The sequence below is a fragment of the Bradyrhizobium sp. Kon10 genome, assembly GCF_055807395.1.
This window is the reverse complement of record NZ_JBVVOZ010000002.1, coordinates 189,789-206,870: the sequence shown is the minus strand read 5'-3', so window position 1 is coordinate 206,870 and position 17,082 is coordinate 189,789. Positions and strand designations below refer to the sequence as shown.

Genomic DNA, 17,082 nt, shown 5'->3' with positions numbered 1-17,082 from the left:
GGGCTGACCGGGCGTTTTCGTATGGGGTTGGGAAAGAAAAAGGGTAGCGGACGGAAGGAGCCGCTATTCGGCTTGCCCGCAGCGCTCGCCGATCTGCGCCTGACGGTGGCGGACCGTATCCCCAATGCCGACGACAAGCCGAAAAAGTCGGCGAAATCATCCGCCAAGCGCAACAACGAGAATTCCAGCGACGAGCCGCCGCGCGAGCGCAAGGCGCCGGCCAGCCGCAGCGGCGCCAGGCGCCGATCGAAGTCGCGCATCGGCGCCCGCCTTGGCCGCCTCGTCTACTGGGGCGCGGTGCTGAGTCTGTGGGGCGTGATCGCCGTGGTCGGCGTCGTGGTCTGGGTCGGCGCCCATCTGCCGCCGATCCAGTCGCTGGAAATCCCCCAGCGCCCGCCGACGATTCAGATCGTCGGCATGGACGGCAGCATGCTGGCGCAGCGCGGCGAGATGGCCGGCGCGAACGTGTCGCTGAAGGATCTGCCGCCGTACTTGCCGAAGGCGTTCATTGCGATCGAGGACCGCCGCTTCTATTCGCATTTCGGCATCGACCCGATCGGTATCTTGCGCGCGGCGGTGACGAACGTGCTGCATCACGGCGTTTCGCAGGGCGGCTCGACGCTGACGCAGCAGCTCGCGAAAAACCTGTTCCTGACGCAGGAGCGCACCATGGCGCGCAAGCTGCAGGAGGCCGAGCTCGCGATCTGGCTGGAGCGCAAGCATTCCAAGAACGAGATCCTGGAGCTCTATCTCAACCGCGTCTATTTCGGCTCCGGCGCCTATGGCGTCGAGGCCGCGGCACAACGCTATTTCGGCAAGTCGGCGAAGAACGTGACGATCGCCGAAGCCGCCATGCTGGCCGGCCTGGTCAAATCGCCCTCGCGGCTGGCGCCGAATCGCAATCCGGAAGGCGCGGAAGCGCGCGCGCAAATCGTGCTGGCGGCGATGGCGGACGCAAAGTTCATCACCGACGCGCAGGCGCAGGCCTCGATCGGCCATCCCTCCTACAATGTGAAACCGGTCGGCGCCGGCACCATCAACTACGTCGCCGACTGGATCGGCGAGGTGCTGGACGATCTGGTCGGCCAGATCGACCAGAGCATCACGGTCGAGACCACGATCGATCCAAAACTCCAAAGCGTGGCGGAAGCCGCCATCATCGACGAGCTTGCGGCAAAGAGCGTCAAGTTCAATGTCAGCCAGGGCGCGCTGGTGGCGATGACGCCCGACGGCGCCGTGCGCGCCATGGTGGGAGGGCGGAACTATGCCGAGAGCCAGTACAACCGCGCCGTGACCGCCAAGCGCCAGCCGGGCTCCTCGTTCAAGCCGTTCGTCTACCTGACCGCGCTCGAGCAGGGCCTGACGCCCGACACCGTCCGCCAGGATGCGCCGATCGAGGTCAAGGGCTGGAAGCCCGAGAACTACACGCACGAATATTTTGGCGCGGTGACGCTGACCCAGGCGCTGGCGATGTCGCTCAATACGGTTGCCATTCGCCTTGGGCTCGAGGTCGGACCGAAGAACGTGGTGCGCACCGCGCACCGGCTCGGCATCTCCTCGAAGCTCGAGCCCAATGCCTCGATCGCGCTCGGCACCTCGGAGGTCTCCGTCGTCGAGCTGGTCGGCGCCTATGCACCGTTCGCCAATGGCGGCTTCGCGGTGGTGCCGCATGTGGTGACGCGGATCAAGACGCTCGACGGCAAGCTGCTGTACATGCGCCAGGCGGACGAACGTAACCAGGTCATCGAGCCCCGCTACGTGGCAATGATGAACACGATGATGCGGGAGACGTTGATCTCCGGCACCGCCAAGAAGGCCGAGATCCCGGGCTGGCCGGCGGCCGGCAAGACCGGAACCAGCCAGGATTACCGCGACGCCTGGTTCATCGGCTACACCGCCAACCTCGTCACCGGCGTCTGGCTCGGCAACGACGACAACTCGCCGACCAAGAAGGCAACCGGCGGCGGCCTGCCGGTGGAAGTCTGGTCGCGCTTCATGAAGACCGCGCACGAGGGCGTGCCGGTGGCAGCATTACCGAACTCGCAAGCCGGCTGGGGCGTGTCGAACCTCGCGCAGGCCGCCTCGCAGGTGTCGCCGCCAACAGCGGCAGCGCCCGCACCGGCCAGCAACAGCGGCTATCGCCTTCCCCCCACGCGTGCCAATGCGCGGCCGGAAGCGGCGGCGGGGCTCGATGGCTGGCTGATGGACCGGCTGTTTGGCGGGAACAGATAGCTTCGGCCTGAGGTCTCCGTGACCCCCAAGTAGAAAAACTTGAAAACAACCCCATGCACAGTAGGCGGTGATTGCTGGAGCGATGCGCGGCGGGTTGCCTGAAACCTCTGATGCGACAGGGCAAATCGAGCGCGCCGCGCGATCGTCGCGGCGAGTGAGGTGACTCGCGCGAAACGGGAAAAACGTTGCCTCACCTTGCTGTCGTCCCGGCGAAGCCCGGGACCCATACCGCGTGATTTATCGGTCGCGGAAGCTGGGCGTACCGAACGCCTGGTCTTCGTCAAACGACGCCCTATGGCTATTGGGTCCCGGCCTTCGCCGGGACGACAAGAGAGTGAGAGCCCAGCCTAATCCTCGACCCCGTACCGGTGCAGGTCGTTGCCGTATGTATCGAGCCATTTCTTGGCGCGCTCCATCGACGGGCAGACTTTTCCGCACACCCGCCAGAACCGCGCCGAGTGGTTCATCTCGACGAGATGGGCGACTTCGTGCGCGGCGAGGTAGTCGAGCACGTAGGGCGGTGCGAGGATCAGGCGCCAGGAGAACGACAGCGAGCCCGCCGAGGTGCACGAGCCCCAGCGGCTGGACTGATCACGGATCGACAGCCGCTTGACCTTGACGCCGAGCTCGCCGGCATAGGCCTCGGCCGAGCGCTGAAGATCGTGACGCGCTTCGCGCTTGAGGAAGTCATGGACGCGGCGGTCGGCATGTTCGACGCCGCCGGCGACGCAGATGATGCGTTCGCCGCTATCGCGCACCTCGGTCCACACCGTGCCGCGCTGGCCCGCGCGATGCACGATGCGATGGGGAACGCCGCGAAGCGGTATCACTGTGCCAGGCTGGAACGGCGCGGCCTTCGGCAAACGGCCGAGACGTGCGGCGATCCACGCGCCATGACGCTGCGCGAAGTCCTTTGCCTCGGCGAGCGTGCCGCGCGGCGGCATGGTGAGGATGGCTTCGCGATCGCTCGGATGAATTCTGAGCGTGTAACGGCGCGCCCGACGATGGCGGCGCAATCTGATCGCGAAATATTGCGATCCGTGGGTGATCAGGAGGGTCTTCGGTTCGTGGGGCCGACGGTAGAGGAGCGCGCGAGTGGCCATGTCTGTCAGTCCGGGGGGCAGGAGTTCGCCCGGATTCTGCCATAACCACCGCCAGGGAAAGCGCTCGGCGCAAAAACAAATCATTTGCCCAATATACAGCGGTCTGGTGCCCGGGAGGCCCTACAGACTGGGGTTGGAACCCCGATTTTTCGCCCCCGCCGGACGCATGCGACACCCCCAAGTGCTGAGGCGCGACTCACTCCTATAAAGCTACCTAAATACCGCGAATCTGGCGGGAACCGGAGCCCTCTCAGCGGCTCCGGGACGTCGCAATTTGCAGCGGGAAAGCCGAAATACGTGGTTATTCGGCCGCGAGAGCCTGCGTTGCGTTCGGATTCGCGGCCGAGACCATGAAATCATGAATGCGCGGCACGATTTCCGACTTGAAACGCGATCCGTTGAACACGCCGTAATGTCCGACGCCCTTCTGGACGTAATGAACACGGCGATGATCCGGAATCGAACTGCACAAGGCGTGCGTCGCTTCGGTCTGGCCGAGGCCGGAGATGTCGTCGTTCTCGCCTTCGACCGTCATCAATGCGACGCGCGTGACCTTGGAGGGATCGACGCGTGTTCCACGATGGGTCATCTCGCCCTTCGGCAGCGAATGCTTCACGAACACGGTGTCGACGGTCTGCAGATAATACTCGGCCGAGAGATCCATCACCGCGAGATATTCGTCGTAGAAGTCGCGATGCTTGTCGACAAGGTCGCCATCGCCCTTCACCAGATTGGCGAACAGCTGCTTGTGGGCATCCATGTGCCGGTCGAGATTCATGCTGATGAAGCCGTTGAGCTGCAAGAAGCCCGGGTAGACGTCGCGCATCATGCCCGGATGCGGGAATGGCACCTTGGTGATGACGTGATTGCGGAACCAGTCGATGCCGCGCTCCTGGGCGAGGTTGTTCACCCCGGTCGGATTGCGGCGGGTGTCGATCGGGCCGCCCATCAGCGTCATCGAGGTCGGCACGAACGGATCGCGCCGCGCTTCCATGATCGACACCGCGGCGACGACGGGCACCGAGGGCTGGCACACCGCCATCACATGGGTGTTGCCGCCGAGGACATGCAGCATCTCGATGACGTAATCGATGTAGTCGTCGAGATCGAAGCGGCCTTCGCTGAGCGGCACCATGCGGGCGTCGGCCCAATCGGTGATGTAGACCTCGTGCGCCGGCAGGAACGCTTCAACGGTGCCGCGCAGCAGCGTCGCGTAATGGCCGGACATCGGAGCGACGATCAGCACGCGCGGTTGCGGGCTGCGCAGCGGACGCGCGAACTTGCGCTCGAAGTAGAGCAGCCGGCAGAACGGCTTTTCCCAGACCGGACGGACCTCGACCGGAACGCGGATGCCGTTGACCTCGGTGTCATCGAGACCCCATTCCGGCTTGCCATAGCGGCGCGTGGTGCGCTCGAACAATTCGCAGGCCGCGGCGACCGACTTGCCGATTTCAGTGCGCGCCCAGGGATTCAGCGGATTCTGAAACAACAGCTTGGTCGCGTCGGTGACGGCGCGCGCCGGATTGAGAGAGGCCTGCGCCATCTCGTACATCCAGTACATCGGCGTGGTCAGGACCGGACTGCCTTCGCTCGCCAAAGGCGGTGCGCCGCCAAACTCACCAATAGGCATGATCAAATTCCTCTTCGCATCGCAGCATACTGCCGAATGCGTAATATTGCGTCAATGCATGGTTCCGTACATCTACGTGTCGCAGACGGTTAAACCAGCCTGAATCCACGGGAAAGTGAAGCTATTCGCCGCCGGACAGCAGCGAGCCGTTTTTCTTGGCGCTGCGCAAAAGGGCAAGGAATGCCCCAAACGAAGCAACCAGCAGCACCGCGTTGATGGCCAACGCATCCAGCATCAGATCGGTCCTGAAGGTTTGCTCGATCAGCAGCGCTCTCATGCCCTCGAACACGTAAGTCGGCGGCAACGACCAGGCAACATATTGCAGCCAGTCCGGCAGGACGCTGGCGGGATAGTAGACGCAGGCAAGCGGCAGGATCGCGAACATCAAGGTCCAGACGATGCTCTCGGCTCCCAGGCCGTTTCGCAGCACCAGCCCCGAGACGAAGATGCCGACCGACCAGCTGGTGAAGATCAGGTTGCAGAAGAAGGCGATCATCGGCAGGCCGAGGCTGTAGACATTGAAGTGAAACAGGAACAGCGCCAGCAGCGTCATCGGGATGATTCCGATCGCAAGCCGGATCAGGCTCATAATCATGAGCGACAGCAGAAACTCGATCGGCCTCAACGGGCTCATCATGAGATTGCCGATGTTGCGCGCCCACATCTCCTCGAGGAACGAGATGGAGAAGCCGAGCTGCCCGCGGAACAGGATGTCCCACAGGATGACCGCGCCGATCAGCGTGCCGCCGGCGCGCGCGAAGAAATTGGCGTTCTGCGCGATGTAGAGCTGGAGGAATCCCCAGGTGATGACCTGGAGCGCCGGCCAGTACAGCAGCTCGAGCAGCCGCGGCCAGGACGACATCAAGAGATACCAGTACCGCAGGATCATCGCGCCGATGCGTTGCGTGGAGATGCCGGGGAGGAGGGACAGTTCACTCATGGCCGCGCCGCGTAGCCCGGATGGAGCGTGTAGCCCGGATGGAGCGCAGCGCAATCCGGGAATCGTGCCCCAAGCGACGAGGCCCCGGATTACGCTGCGCTCCATCCGGGCTACGGCCAAAACATAGGGGCCCGCTCATCTTGCCGCCTCCTGCGCGCCATTCACCCGGCCCCGCGCGACGTCCAGGAATACCTCCTCCAGTGTGGTGCGGTTGTAGCGGGCCATGATGGCCCCGGGCGTGTCGTCGTCCTCGACCCGGCCGCGCTTCATGATGATGACGCGGTCGCAGAGCCGCTCGACCTCGAGCATGTTGTGCGAGGCCAGCAGGATGGTGGCATTGTGCGCCTTGCGATAGGTCTCCAGATGCGCCCGCACCCAATCGGCCGTATCAGGATCGAGCGAGGCAGTCGGCTCGTCCAGCAGCAACAGCTCGGGCTGGTTGATCAGCGCCTTGGCGAGCGCGACGCGGGTCTTCTGCCCCGCGGACAGCTTGCCATTGGCGCGGTCGATGAACTCGGTGAGGTCGAGATCGTCGGCCAGTTTCGCGATGCGGTCGGCGAGGTGCTTCACCGCATACAGCTTGCCGAAGATGGTGAGGTTCTGCCGCACGGTGAGCCGCATCGGCATGTCGACATAGGGGCTCTCGAAGTTCATCCGCCCCAGCACGGCGGCGCTCTCCTCCGGCATCCGATGCCCGAGCACCCGCACGCGGCCGGAGGTCGGCAGCACCAGGCCCATGATCATCGCGATGGTGGTGGTCTTGCCGGCGCCGTTGCCGCCGAGGAGGCCGGTGATGCTGCCGCGGGGAAGCGAGAAAGAGATGCCGTCAACCGCGCGGGTCTGCTTGTAGACCTTGACGAGGCGGTCGACCTCTATTGCCGCAGACGAAATGCCATCCGCGACAGTCGGCCAACTTGAAGCGTTGTCGTTCCCGGTCATGCTAGGCGTTCTTCCGCCATTGCGCGACCGAGTGCAAGGCTTGAATGTAACAGGTTTGTAACCAGAGCGAATGCGCGCGCCAGCGTGTTTGTGAGCGGGCGCACGCACCGCTAGATTGGCTGAGATGACCGAGACTGCCGCTTCCGACTTCCGTCACACGCAGCGCCACATCCGCCTGGATACCATCCTGCGGCTGCGCTGGCTCGCGGTGCTGGGCCAGCTCGCCGCGATCTTCATCGTGGCGCAGGGGCTCGAGTTCAACGTCGAGATCGTCCCCTGCGTTAGCATCATCGGCCTGTCGGCGGCGCTCAATCTGGCGCTGCAGACCGTCGCCAACCCGATGGGGCGGCTGGAGCCGATCCAGGCGGCCGGACTGCTGGCGCTGAACATCGTGGAACTGGCCGGGCTGCTGTTCTTCACCGGCGGATTGCAGAACCCGTTCTCGTTCCTGTTCCTCGCACCCGTGCTGATCTCGGCGACCGTGCTGCCCGCTCGCCTCACCTTCGGCCTTGGTCTGCTGGCTGTCGCCTGTGCCTCCATCCTGTTCGTTTTCCATCTGCCGCTGCCGTGGGATTCCGATGATCCGCTGGTGCTGCCGCCGATCTATCTCGTCGGAGTCTGGCTCTCGATCGTGCTTGCGATCGGCGTCACCAGCCTCTACTCGTTCCAGGTGACCGAGGAGGCGCGCAAGCTTGCGGACGCGCTGGCCGCGACCGAGCTGGTGCTGACGCGCGAGCAGCATCTGACCCAGCTCGACGGGCTCGCCGCGGCCGCCGCGCACGAGCTCGGCACGCCGCTTGCGACCATCTTCTTGATCTCGCGCGAGCTGGAAAAGACGGTGAAGGAGCCCGTCTTTGCCGCCGATCTGAAGACCCTGCGCGAGCAGACGCAGCGCTGCCGCGACATCTTGAGCAAGATCACCCAGCTCTCCTCCAGCGGCGCGCCGTTCGACCGCATGAAATTGTCGGAACTCATCGAAGAAGTGGTGGCGCCACACCGCGATTTCGGCGTCGACATTAAGGTGCGGATCGCGATTGCCGCCGTGGCCGAGCCGGTCGGCTCGCGCAATCCGGCCATCCTCTACGGCGTCGGCAACATCGTCGAGAACGCGGTCGATTTCGCCCGCACCACTGTGGAAGTGAACGCGTGGTGGAACAACGACACGATCGAGATCGTGATCTCCGACGACGGCCCCGGCATTCCGCCCGATCTGATCAAACGGATTGGCGAGCCCTATCTGTCGCGGCGGCGGACCCAGGAGGCCGGCGGTGGCCTGGGACTCGGCGTGTTCATCGCGCGCACGCTGCTCGAACGCACCGGGGCCAAGGTCTCGTTTACCAACCGAACCTTCCCGGACCACGGTGCAGTGGTCCAGATCGCATGGCCGCGCCAGCGTTTTGAGGCTATCGAGACTTTCGACGAAACAATAGGATAGACCGCGACCTTGCGTCGCACCGAAGCGGCGATCGGCGATTGGCGGCCTTGTATTGAGGGCCTTGGCACCGCCGCTTTGCGAGGCCATATGTAGACGCGCTGGAGAGAGGACAAAATCTTGACCGCCATCGCCGAATTCAACGAACAGACCGACCGCTCGCTTCTCATCGTGGAGGACGACAAGCCGTTTCTGGAGCGCTTGTCGCGCGCCATGGAAACGCGCGGCTTCGCGGTGACGTCGTGTGACAGCGTCTCGGATGGTCTGGCTCAGATCGGCAAGTCCGCACCGGCCTTCGCAGTGGTCGATTTGCGGCTCGGCGACGGCAATGGCCTCGATGTCGTCTCGGCGCTGAAGAAGAAGCGCCCCGAAGCCCGCGCCATCGTGCTGACCGGCTATGGCAACATCGCCACCGCGGTGACCGCGGTGAAGATGGGGGCGATCGATTATCTCTCGAAGCCGGCGGACGCCGACGACGTCGTCGCCGCGCTGCTCTCGACCGGCGGAGACAAGTCCGAGCTGCCGGCGAATCCGATGTCGGCCGACCGCGTGCGCTGGGAGCACATCCAGCGCATCTACGAGATGTGCAACCGCAACGTCTCGGAAACAGCGCGCAGGCTGAACATGCACCGGCGCACGTTGCAGCGGATTCTCGCGAAGCGAGCACCGCGCTGATGCTCACGGCTACCGTGCCCCGGACGCTGCGCAGCACGAAGTGATGCGCTGCTGAGCCGGGGCCCATGCCTCAGCTCGAATCGCCGCGTGCTGGGTCCCGGCTCTGCGCAGCAACGCTGAAGCGTTGCAGCGCGTCCGGGACGCGAGACCGGGCTATTCCCAAAATTCCGCGTGTCCTTGCGGATCGACCAGCCGGTTGATGCGCAACGCCGCTGCCATCGCGAAGCGCACGGTCATCTGCTTGCGCGTCGCCGCAGCGAGCTTGTGCTCGGGTGCCTCGCAGTGCAGATGCGCGCCGTAGGCGTCCGCGACGATCAAGCCGGTGTCTTGCGGAAAGATCTCGCACGGCAAATCCTGCGTAAACGCAAAGAACAGCCGGTCGCAATGCGCGCGGTATTCCTGCCATTTCTGATCCGCGCGGAGATCCTCGACCGACGACTTGATCTCGACGATCCAGATCTCGCCGCGTTCGTTCAGCGCCACCAGATCGGCGCGCCGTCCCGACGGCAGCGGCAATTCGCTGATGCAGGAGAACCCGAGCGAACGCAGCAGCCGCGCCGTGCCACGCGCGATCGCCAGCGCCGTCTCGGACTGGCGGCGGTCCGGCGGCGGCACGAGCGTGATGTTGCGGGCGGGGTTGTCCATGCGGGGAGATTAGCCGATTCCTCCGTTGTCGTCCTGGCGAAAGCCACGACCCATTACCCCAAGAGGTCGCTGTCGCACGAGCTGATAACCACCAGTCCTCGTCAAACTGTGCCCTGTGGTAATGGGTCCTGGATCTGCGCTTCGCTTGTCCAGGACGACGGCGGACGGAACCTCCCCTTCCCAACGCACTTATCACGCAGCCGCCGCCCCGGGCGGACCCATCGAGGCCGCTCGCGCATGATCGACGATCTCTGGTACAAGAACGCCATCATCTATTGCCTCTCCGTCGGCACCTATATGGATGCCAACGGCGACGGCATCGGCGATTTCAAGGGCCTGTTGCGGCGTCTGGATTATCTGCACGGGCTCGGTATCACCACGATCTGGCTGATGCCGTTCCAGACCTCGCCGGGACGCGACGATGGCTACGACGTCGCCGATTATTACAGCGTCGATGCCCGCTACGGCACGCTCGGCGATTTCGTCGAATTCACCCATGGCTGCGAGCAGCGCGGCATTCGCGTCATCATCGATCTCGTCGTCAACCACACGTCGGACCAGCATCCCTGGTTCAAGGCGGCGCGGAGCGACAGGAATTCGCCCTATCGCGATTGGTATGTCTGGTCCGACAAGAAGCCGGCCAACGCCAACCAGGGCATGGTGTTTCCCGGCGTTCAGAAATCGACCTGGACGCGCGACAAGGAAGCCGGCGCCTGGTACTTCCACCGCTTCTACGATTTTCAGCCGGATCTCAACACGTCGAACCCGCGCGTCCAGGCCGAGATCCTCAAGATCATGGGATTCTGGATCCAGCTCGGCGTCTCCGGCTTTCGGATGGACGCCGTACCTTTCGTCATCGCGACCAAGGGCGCCAAGGTCAAGAAGCCGGCCGAGCAGTACGACATGCTGCGTACGTTTCGTGAATTCCTGCAATGGCGGCAGGGCGACGCCATCATCCTCGCCGAGGCCAACGTGCTGCCCAAGACGGACATGGAATATTTCGGACGCGATGCCGACCGCATGCACATGATGTTCAACTTCCAGGTCAACCAGCATCTGTTCTATGCGCTGGCCTCGTCCGATTCCCGTCCGCTGGCGCAGGCGCTGAAGGCGACCAAGCCGCGGCCGGCCTCGGCGCAATGGGGGCTGTTCCTGCGCAATCACGACGAGCTCGATCTCGGCCGGCTGACCGAGACGCAGCGCGACCGCGTGTTCCAATGCTTCGGCCCCGACAAGGACATGCAGCTCTATAACCGCGGCATCCGCCGCCGTCTGGCGCCGATGCTGGGTGGCGACCGCCGGCGGCTGGAGCTCGCCTATAGCCTGATGTGCACGCTGCCGGGGACGCCGGTGATCCGCTATGGCGACGAGATCGCGATGGGCGATGATCTTTCGCTGCCGGAGCGCAACTGCGCGCGCACGCCGATGCAATGGTCGACGGAGCCGAACGGCGGATTCACCATCAGCGACACGCCGGCCTTGCCCGTCATCAGCGAGGGGCCCTACGGCTTCGAGCACGTCAACGTCGCCAAGCAGCGCCGCGATCCGAACTCAATGCTGAACTGGACCGAGCGCATCATCCGCATGCGCAAGGAAGTGCCCGAGATCGGCTGGGGCGATTTCACGATCATCCGGACGCGAGACCCCGCGGTCTTGATCATCCGCTACGACTGGCGCAACAATTCGGTGCTGTTCGTGCACAATCTCGACGAGAAGCCGCGCGAGACCGCGTTTTCGGTGCAGCTGCCCGGCGATGTCGGCGAGCATCTCATCAACCTGCTCGCGGAAAACCACAGCCATGCCGACAAGCGCGGCCAGCATCGCGTGGTGCTGGAGCCCTATGGCTATCGCTGGTACCGCGTCGGCGGGCTGGATTATCTGCTGAAGCGGAGTGAGATCGAGACACGGTAGTTTTGCTCCGCCGTTTCCACAATCGTCATTGCGAGCGCAGCGAAGCAATCCGGAGTCTTTCCGGGGAGGTAGTCTGGATTGCTTCGCTGCGCTCGCAATGACGGGGAGATGGTGTCGGCCATCCTCCTCTGCCGTCGCTATGGATCTGGCGGCGCAACCACCACGCCCTCATTGCCGCGCAGATCCAGCACACCCTCGACCTTCTCGCCCTCGCGATCCAGAAACGTCGACAGCAAGATCTCGCTGCCGAAGCGGATCGAGCTGGTGGTGACGGCGATCGGTTCGGGGCCGAGATTGAGCACTACGATCACCGCTTTGCCTTCGGCTTCTCGGCGGTAGATCAGCAAATCGCCTTGCGCCGCGATTGGATGATAGTCGCCCGCCACCAGCGGCGGACAGGCCTTCCGGAACGCGATCAGGCGCTTGTACAGAGTGAGGATCGAACGCGCGTCGGCGTCGAGATTGACGACGTTTTCATGGACATGATCCCCCGGCAGCGGCAGCCACGGCTTGACCTCCGAGAAGCCGGCGAAGCGCGACGAGTCCCATTGCATCGGCGTGCGGCAACCGTCGCGGCCGACGCCGATGCCGGGGACGTTCTTCTCGAAGGGGTCGCGGACGTCCTCGGGCGCGATCGCCAGCTGATGCATGCCGATCTCATCGCCGTAATAGAGCGTCGGCGTGCCGCGCAGCGTCAGCAGCAGCATCGCGGCAATGCGGGCCTGCTCCGGCCCGACGCGGCTCGCCACCCGCGGACGGTCGTGGTTGCCGAGCACCCAGTTCGGCCAGGCACCTTTCGGCAGCGCCTGCTCGTAATCTTCGATGATCTTCTCGATCGCGCGCGCGCTCCAGAACGTCGACAGCAGCGCGAAATTGAACGGCATCTGCGCGCCGGTGAGATCGTTGCCGTAATAGGCCATCAGCCGGTGCAGCGGCAGATAGATCTCGCCGATCAGCACGCGCGCACCGTAGGAATCGACGACGCGCCGCATCTCGGCGATGACGTCATGCACCTCCGGCTGGTCAGTGGAATATTGCGTCAGGATTTTTTCGTTGGGCGGCCGGCCCTCGACATAATGCGGGTTTGGCGGATTGTCGCGGAATTCGGCGTCCTTGATCAGGTGCCAGATCACGTCGACGCGAAACCCGTCAACGCCCTTCTCGAGCCAGAACCGCATCACGTCGTAGATCGCCGCGCGCACGTCCGGATTTCGCCAGTTGAGATCCGGCTGCTGGGCCAAGAATGCGTGGTAGTAATATTGCCCCGTGGTGTCGTCGAATTGCCACGCGCTGCCGCCGAACTCGGACAGCCAGTTGTTCGGAGCGCCGCCGTCGGGCTTGGGATCGCGCCAGATATACCAATCACGTTTCGGATTGTCGCGCGATGAGCGGCTCTCGACGAACCAGGGATGCTGGTCGGAGGTGTGGTTGGGCACGAGATCGAGGATCAGCTTCAACCCGTTGTCATGCGCGGCCGCAAGCAGCATGTCGAAATCCGCCATCGTGCCGAACAGAGGCTCGATACCGCTATAGTCCGAGATGTCGTAGCCGAAATCGGCCATCGGCGAGGGGAAGATCGGCGACAGCCAGATCGCGTCGACGCCGAGTGATTTCACATAAGGCAGCCGCCGCAAAATGCCGGCGAGATCGCCGACGCCGTCACTATTTGAGTCCTGAAACGAGCGCGGATAGATCTGATAGAAGATGCCGTCGCGCCACCAGTTCTCGCCGCGTTGAGCCATGCCGGAAAACCCATCCAAGAAACTGCCCCTCGCGCGGGAGAACGCGACAGCAACGCCCCAGTTCAAATCAGCAGGCGAAATGGGACGGTCGTGTGACGGCCAGCACCGCTGTTCCCGCGCCACGGCACGAATCTTTTGCTTGGCCATAGGCCAAAAATCGGCATTGTGGCGCCATGACCGAGCAAAATGACACCCAAGATAATACTCAGGACTCCTCGCAGGCCAAAGCCGGCGCGATCATCGTTCCCGTGACGCTGTTCGAGCAGAACTGCACCATCATCTGGGACGAGCCCGGCAAGAAGGCCGTGGTGATAGATCCCGGCGGGGACGTGCCGAAGATCCTGGAGGCGATCAAGCAGACCGGCGTCACCGTGGAAAAAATCTGGCTGACTCATGGCCATATCGACCATGTCGGCGGCGCCGCCGAATTGCGTGATGCGCTGAAGGTGCCGATCGAGGGGCCGCATATCGCGGACAAGTTCCTGCTCGACAATGTCGTGGAGAGCGGCTCGCGCTTCGGCATGACCGGCGTGCGCAACTTTGCGCCGGACCGCTGGCTCGAAGAGGGCGACACCGTCTCGATCGGCGGCCTGCAGTTCGATATCTTGCATTGCCCCGGCCACTCGCCCGGCAGCGTGGTGTTCTACAACAAGGACATGCGTTTCGCCCATGTCGGCGACGTCCTGTTCGCAGGCTCCGTCGGGCGCACCGACCTGCCCGGCGGCAGTCATGCGACGCTGATCAATTCGATCAAGGCCAAGCTGCTGCCGCTTGGCGACGATGTCGGCTTCATCTGCGGCCATGGCGCGGGCTCGAGCATCGGCCAGGAACGGATGACCAATCCGTTCATCACCGGCGAGATGTGAGCGCCTATTCCGCCGCATCCGCGAACGCCGCGGGTCCGCCCAAATTGCGTTCGCCCCATTCGCGGATCGCGGCGAGACGCCGGTTGATACAGCGCCACAAACTCAACTGTCGTCCCGGACAAAGCGTAAGCGCAGATCCGGAACGACGAAGAGCTACTTCATCAACCCCGCGGCGGTCAGCGCCCGCGTGATGACTGCGCCGAGATCGAAGCCGCGCGATTGCTCCGGCTTCGGCCCGGCCGGCTTGTCGGCGACGGCCGTGCGGATCGAGCGGGCGAGATGCGGGGCGGGCGACATTTTCGGCGCCGGCGCGGCGGCAGGCCTTGGCTCCGGCTTGGTCTTCGCGTCCGGAATCCAGCCGGTCAGGCCGAAGAATTTCGCGATGTGATAGGACGAGGAGATGCCCGCCTCGATCAGAAACGCACCCTCCACACCGTAGCGCTGATCGTTGTCGGCGATGCCGAGCGGCGTGCCGTGTGCCATGTCGGCAATGTTGTAGAACTCGACCAGCGTCTCGCCGTCCTTGTTCCACCAGGCCTGGCGCGGATAGCCGTCGACATTGGTCTCGGCCATTGGCACGGCGGGCAGGTCGTGCAGGTCGAGCCATTGTTTGACGATCTCGTTGGCGTTGCCGGGATTGACGGTGCGGTCGGCGCTGCCATGCCACACCGACATTTTCGGCCAGGGCCCGCGATGGGGCGAGGCGTTGCGCACGAGATCGCCGAGCTCGTGCGCCGGCCGCACCGGCGAATGAAACATGCCATCCAGTGCCTCGCGCAGGTTCGAGGCGATGCCGTAGGGCAGCCCCGCGATCACAGCGCCGGCCGCAAACACGTCCGGATAGGTCGCAAGCATCACCGACGTCATGGCGCCGCCGGCCGAGAGACCGGTGACGAAGACGCGCCGCGGGTCGATGCGGTGGGCTTCGGCCATGTGCGCGACCATCTCGCGGATCGAGCGCGCCTCGCCGCTGTCGCGCGCGATGTCCTCGGCGTTGAACCAGTTGAAACAGGTGTTGGCGTTATTGGAACGCTGCTGCTCGGGCATCAACAGCGCAAAGCCGTAATGCCGCGCCAGCGTCGACCATCCCGCGCCGAGGTCGTAGCCCGCCGCGGTCTGGCCGCAGCCATGCAAGACAACGACGAGCGCGCGCGGCTTCTGCAATTGTGTCGGCACGAATGCGAGCATGCGCAGGTTGCCGGGGTTTTCGCCGAAGTCCGTGACTTCTTGCAGCGGACTGGATGATGCAGCGCTCAGTCCGAACTCGGGAAAGCGCAGACCGTCCAGCTTCGGCAGACGTCTCAACAGTTCGACATTTCTGGTTAACGACAACGAAAGCTCCTGGCAGGCGACTTCAACGTCACCCAGACCAGATAGTTGCTGCAGCGCAAAATAAAAAGTGTGTGTGCTGTCAATCAGCGGAATATTCACGGGAAATCCGCCCGCGTTAACCGCAATGCCTCAACTTCGTGCAGCGGCGCGACACATCCACGCCGGAAATGCGCGCAGATCATGATTAATGTCACAAACGGCGCGAGCGAGACGACGATGCCTGCGCGCGATGATTGCAAGGCTTCGACCGCAAAGAACACCGTGCCGATTGCGGCCACTCCGGCCGCATTGCCGATTCTATGCCAGATTGTCACGTGACTTTGGGGCGCGCAGATGAGTCCGGGACAGCCGAAAATCCTGCTGAGCGAGGGATCGAGCCTGTCCGCGCGCGAAGCCATCACGGCGCTGGGACTTGCCGGCCACCGGGTCGCGCTGATGTCGAGCGATCCGCTCTGCCTCGGGCGCTTCTCCCGCTTCGTGACGCGCGTCCACGCGGCGCCTGCCGCAGGTGCCGATCCCGATCGCTATCTCGCGGCGGTGCTCGATGTCATCAAGACCAACGCGATCGACGCCGTGCTTCCGGTCCATGAGCAGGCCTATCTGTTCGCGGCGGCGCGGAAGCAATTCCCGACCAATGTCGGCCTGGCTCTCGCGGACTTTGCAGCCTTCGAGCAGGTCCAGAGCAAGGCCGCGTTTGCGAGCCTGCTGACGCGGCTCGGCGTGCCGCAACCTCGAACCGAACTCATCCGTTCCGCCGACGACCTTGCCGGAGCGAGCGGCTATCCGTTCTTCGTCAAGGCCGCGTTCGGAACGGCGAGCGTAGGCGTCTGGCACGTAAAGGACGAGCGGCAACGCGACATGCTCGTGCAACGTCTTGAACAGGACAACGCCATCGGCAGCGGCCTCCTGATGCAGCAGGCAATCGCCGGCGCACTGGAGCGAACGCAGGCGATCTTCGACCGCGGACGTCTCGTCGTATCTATCGCCAGGTTCTGGAAGGGCCGGGCGGCGGGGACGTGCTCAAACAGAGCGTGGTCGACGGCGACGTGCGCGCGATCGTCGAGACGATCGGCCGCGCGCTCGATTGGCACGGCGCGCTGTCGTTCGACTACATCCGCGAAGCTGCGTCCGGCACGCCCTATTTCATCGATGCGAATCCGCGGCTCGTCGAGCCGATGAACGCCTGGCTCTCCGGCGTCGACCTGCCCGGCGCATTGTTGCAGGTCTCGCTCGGCCAGAACCCACCGGCACAGGCGCCCGGAAAGGCCGGAATCGTGACCCGGCTAGGCATCATGGGGCTGCTCGACGCCGCCCAGCGGCGGAAGCGCCGTCGGGATGTCCTCAGCGAACTTGCGCAACTCGCGACCGGTTCAGGCCGCTATCGCGGCGCGCGGGAGGAGCTGGTTCCGATACGGTCGGATCCCTGGGTCGCCGTGCCGCTGGCCGTCGTCACCGGCCGACTGTTGTGGGATCCTGCGAATGCCGCACGTGTGTCCGCGTCGACAGTGGCGGCGTACAGCCTGACGCCGGAATCCGTGCGCCGACTGCATGCGTGGCAACAATCGCCATAAGCCTGTCACACACCATCGCGCATGCCTGCATTCCGCTACGCGGGACATCGTGCGATTGCGTTCG

15 protein-coding genes are annotated in these 17,082 nt (G+C 64.1%); 6 read left to right on the top strand and 9 right to left on the bottom strand.

The annotated features are described in order from the left end of the window. Positions 1-21 precede the first annotated feature (21 nt). The gene (locus AC0L2O_RS04010; protein ID WP_473368789.1) at positions 22-2,232 is read left to right on the top strand and encodes a transglycosylase domain-containing protein; all 2,211 of its coding nucleotides are present in this window, start codon (positions 22-24) and stop codon (positions 2,230-2,232) included. A 347-nt stretch (positions 2,233-2,579) separates the two neighbouring features. On the opposite strand, the gene AC0L2O_RS04005 is transcribed toward AC0L2O_RS04010, so the two are convergent. From AC0L2O_RS04005 to AC0L2O_RS03990, 4 genes are all read right to left on the bottom strand, one after another. Next, the gene (locus tag AC0L2O_RS04005; protein WP_409191422.1) at positions 2,580-3,419 is read right to left on the bottom strand and encodes a M48 family metallopeptidase; all 840 of its coding nucleotides are present in this window, start codon (positions 3,417-3,419) and stop codon (positions 2,580-2,582) included. 217 nt (positions 3,420-3,636) lie between these two features. Then, positions 3,637-4,965 (bottom strand): polyhydroxyalkanoate depolymerase, encoded by a 1,329-nt coding sequence (locus AC0L2O_RS04000; protein ID WP_369720393.1) that lies wholly within the window; start codon positions 4,963-4,965, stop codon positions 3,637-3,639. Between the two features lie 121 nt (positions 4,966-5,086). After that, positions 5,087-5,905 carry an ABC transporter permease gene (locus tag AC0L2O_RS03995; RefSeq protein WP_473368788.1) on the bottom strand — a complete coding sequence of 273 codons (819 nt, stop codon included), beginning with the start codon at positions 5,903-5,905 and terminating at the stop codon, positions 5,087-5,089. A gap of 135 nt (positions 5,906-6,040) precedes the next feature. Next, positions 6,041-6,844 carry an ABC transporter ATP-binding protein gene (locus AC0L2O_RS03990; protein WP_473368787.1) on the bottom strand — a complete coding sequence of 268 codons (804 nt, stop codon included), beginning with the start codon at positions 6,842-6,844 and terminating at the stop codon, positions 6,041-6,043. Positions 6,845-6,968: 124 nt separating this feature from the next. On the opposite strand from AC0L2O_RS03990, the gene AC0L2O_RS03985 reads away from it, so the two are divergent. After that, positions 6,969-8,279: an ActS/PrrB/RegB family redox-sensitive histidine kinase gene (locus AC0L2O_RS03985; protein WP_473368786.1), complete on the top strand. Its 1,311-nt coding sequence runs from the start codon at positions 6,969-6,971 to the stop codon at positions 8,277-8,279. Positions 8,280-8,396: 117 nt separating this feature from the next. Next, positions 8,397-8,951 carry an ActR/PrrA/RegA family redox response regulator transcription factor gene (locus tag AC0L2O_RS03980; protein ID WP_369720389.1) on the top strand — a complete coding sequence of 185 codons (555 nt, stop codon included), beginning with the start codon at positions 8,397-8,399 and terminating at the stop codon, positions 8,949-8,951. 153 nt (positions 8,952-9,104) lie between these two features. Here the strand turns inward: AC0L2O_RS03980 and AC0L2O_RS03975 are convergent, their stop codons facing one another. Next, entirely contained in the window at positions 9,105-9,596 is a 492-nt protein-coding gene (locus AC0L2O_RS03975; protein WP_473368785.1) for an MmcB family DNA repair protein, read from the bottom strand. Positions 9,597-9,833: 237 nt separating this feature from the next. Between AC0L2O_RS03975 and AC0L2O_RS03970 the strand changes: the two genes are divergently transcribed. After that, positions 9,834-11,507 (top strand): alpha-amylase family protein, encoded by a 1,674-nt coding sequence (locus AC0L2O_RS03970; protein ID WP_473368784.1) that lies wholly within the window; start codon positions 9,834-9,836, stop codon positions 11,505-11,507. Between the two features lie 137 nt (positions 11,508-11,644). Here AC0L2O_RS03970 and AC0L2O_RS03965 read toward each other — a convergent pair whose 3' ends face one another. Then, positions 11,645-13,249, bottom strand: coding sequence for an alpha-amylase family glycosyl hydrolase (locus AC0L2O_RS03965; protein WP_473368783.1), 1,605 nt, complete (start codon positions 13,247-13,249; stop codon positions 11,645-11,647). Positions 13,250-13,422: 173 nt separating this feature from the next. Between AC0L2O_RS03965 and AC0L2O_RS03960 the strand changes: the two genes are divergently transcribed. Further along, on the top strand, positions 13,423-14,115 hold the full coding sequence (locus AC0L2O_RS03960; protein WP_473368782.1) for an MBL fold metallo-hydrolase: 693 nt from the start codon (positions 13,423-13,425) through the stop codon (positions 14,113-14,115). Positions 14,116-14,268: 153 nt separating this feature from the next. Here AC0L2O_RS03960 and AC0L2O_RS03955 read toward each other — a convergent pair whose 3' ends face one another. The 3 genes from AC0L2O_RS03955 to AC0L2O_RS03945 form a co-directional block, all read right to left on the bottom strand. Next, positions 14,269-15,447: an extracellular catalytic domain type 1 short-chain-length polyhydroxyalkanoate depolymerase gene (locus AC0L2O_RS03955; RefSeq protein ID WP_473368781.1), complete on the bottom strand. Its 1,179-nt coding sequence runs from the start codon at positions 15,445-15,447 to the stop codon at positions 14,269-14,271. 95 nt (positions 15,448-15,542) lie between these two features. Beyond that, on the bottom strand, positions 15,543-15,725 hold the full coding sequence (locus AC0L2O_RS03950; protein WP_473368780.1) for a hypothetical protein: 183 nt from the start codon (positions 15,723-15,725) through the stop codon (positions 15,543-15,545). 19 nt (positions 15,726-15,744) lie between these two features. Beyond that, positions 15,745-16,299, bottom strand: a complete 555-nt coding sequence (locus tag AC0L2O_RS03945) for a hypothetical protein (protein WP_473368779.1) — start codon at positions 16,297-16,299, stop codon at positions 15,745-15,747. Between the two features lie 164 nt (positions 16,300-16,463). Between AC0L2O_RS03945 and AC0L2O_RS03940 the strand changes: the two genes are divergently transcribed. After that, positions 16,464-17,018: a hypothetical protein gene (locus tag AC0L2O_RS03940; RefSeq protein WP_473368778.1), complete on the top strand. Its 555-nt coding sequence runs from the start codon at positions 16,464-16,466 to the stop codon at positions 17,016-17,018. Positions 17,019-17,082: the final 64 nt, after the last annotated feature.

Excerpts from the sequence above, each read along its gene's own strand:
- AC0L2O_RS04000 (WP_369720393.1), bottom strand. The coding sequence starts at position 4,965 with ATGCCTATTGGTGAGTTTGGCGGCGCACCGCCTTTGGCGAGCGAAGGC.
- AC0L2O_RS04010 (WP_473368789.1), top strand. The coding sequence starts at position 22 with ATGGGGTTGGGAAAGAAAAAGGGTAGCGGACGGAAGGAGCCGCTATTC.
- AC0L2O_RS03985 (WP_473368786.1), top strand. The coding sequence starts at position 6,969 with ATGACCGAGACTGCCGCTTCCGACTTCCGTCACACGCAGCGCCACATC.
- AC0L2O_RS03965 (WP_473368783.1), bottom strand. The coding sequence starts at position 13,249 with ATGGCTCAACGCGGCGAGAACTGGTGGCGCGACGGCATCTTCTATCAG.
- AC0L2O_RS03995 (WP_473368788.1), bottom strand. The coding sequence starts at position 5,905 with ATGAGTGAACTGTCCCTCCTCCCCGGCATCTCCACGCAACGCATCGGC.
- AC0L2O_RS03990 (WP_473368787.1), bottom strand. The coding sequence starts at position 6,844 with ATGACCGGGAACGACAACGCTTCAAGTTGGCCGACTGTCGCGGATGGC.
- AC0L2O_RS03975 (WP_473368785.1), bottom strand. The coding sequence starts at position 9,596 with ATGGACAACCCCGCCCGCAACATCACGCTCGTGCCGCCGCCGGACCGC.
- AC0L2O_RS03960 (WP_473368782.1), top strand. The coding sequence starts at position 13,423 with ATGACCGAGCAAAATGACACCCAAGATAATACTCAGGACTCCTCGCAG.
- AC0L2O_RS04005 (WP_409191422.1), bottom strand. The coding sequence starts at position 3,419 with ATGATTTGTTTTTGCGCCGAGCGCTTTCCCTGGCGGTGGTTATGGCAG.
- AC0L2O_RS03970 (WP_473368784.1), top strand. The coding sequence starts at position 9,834 with ATGATCGACGATCTCTGGTACAAGAACGCCATCATCTATTGCCTCTCC.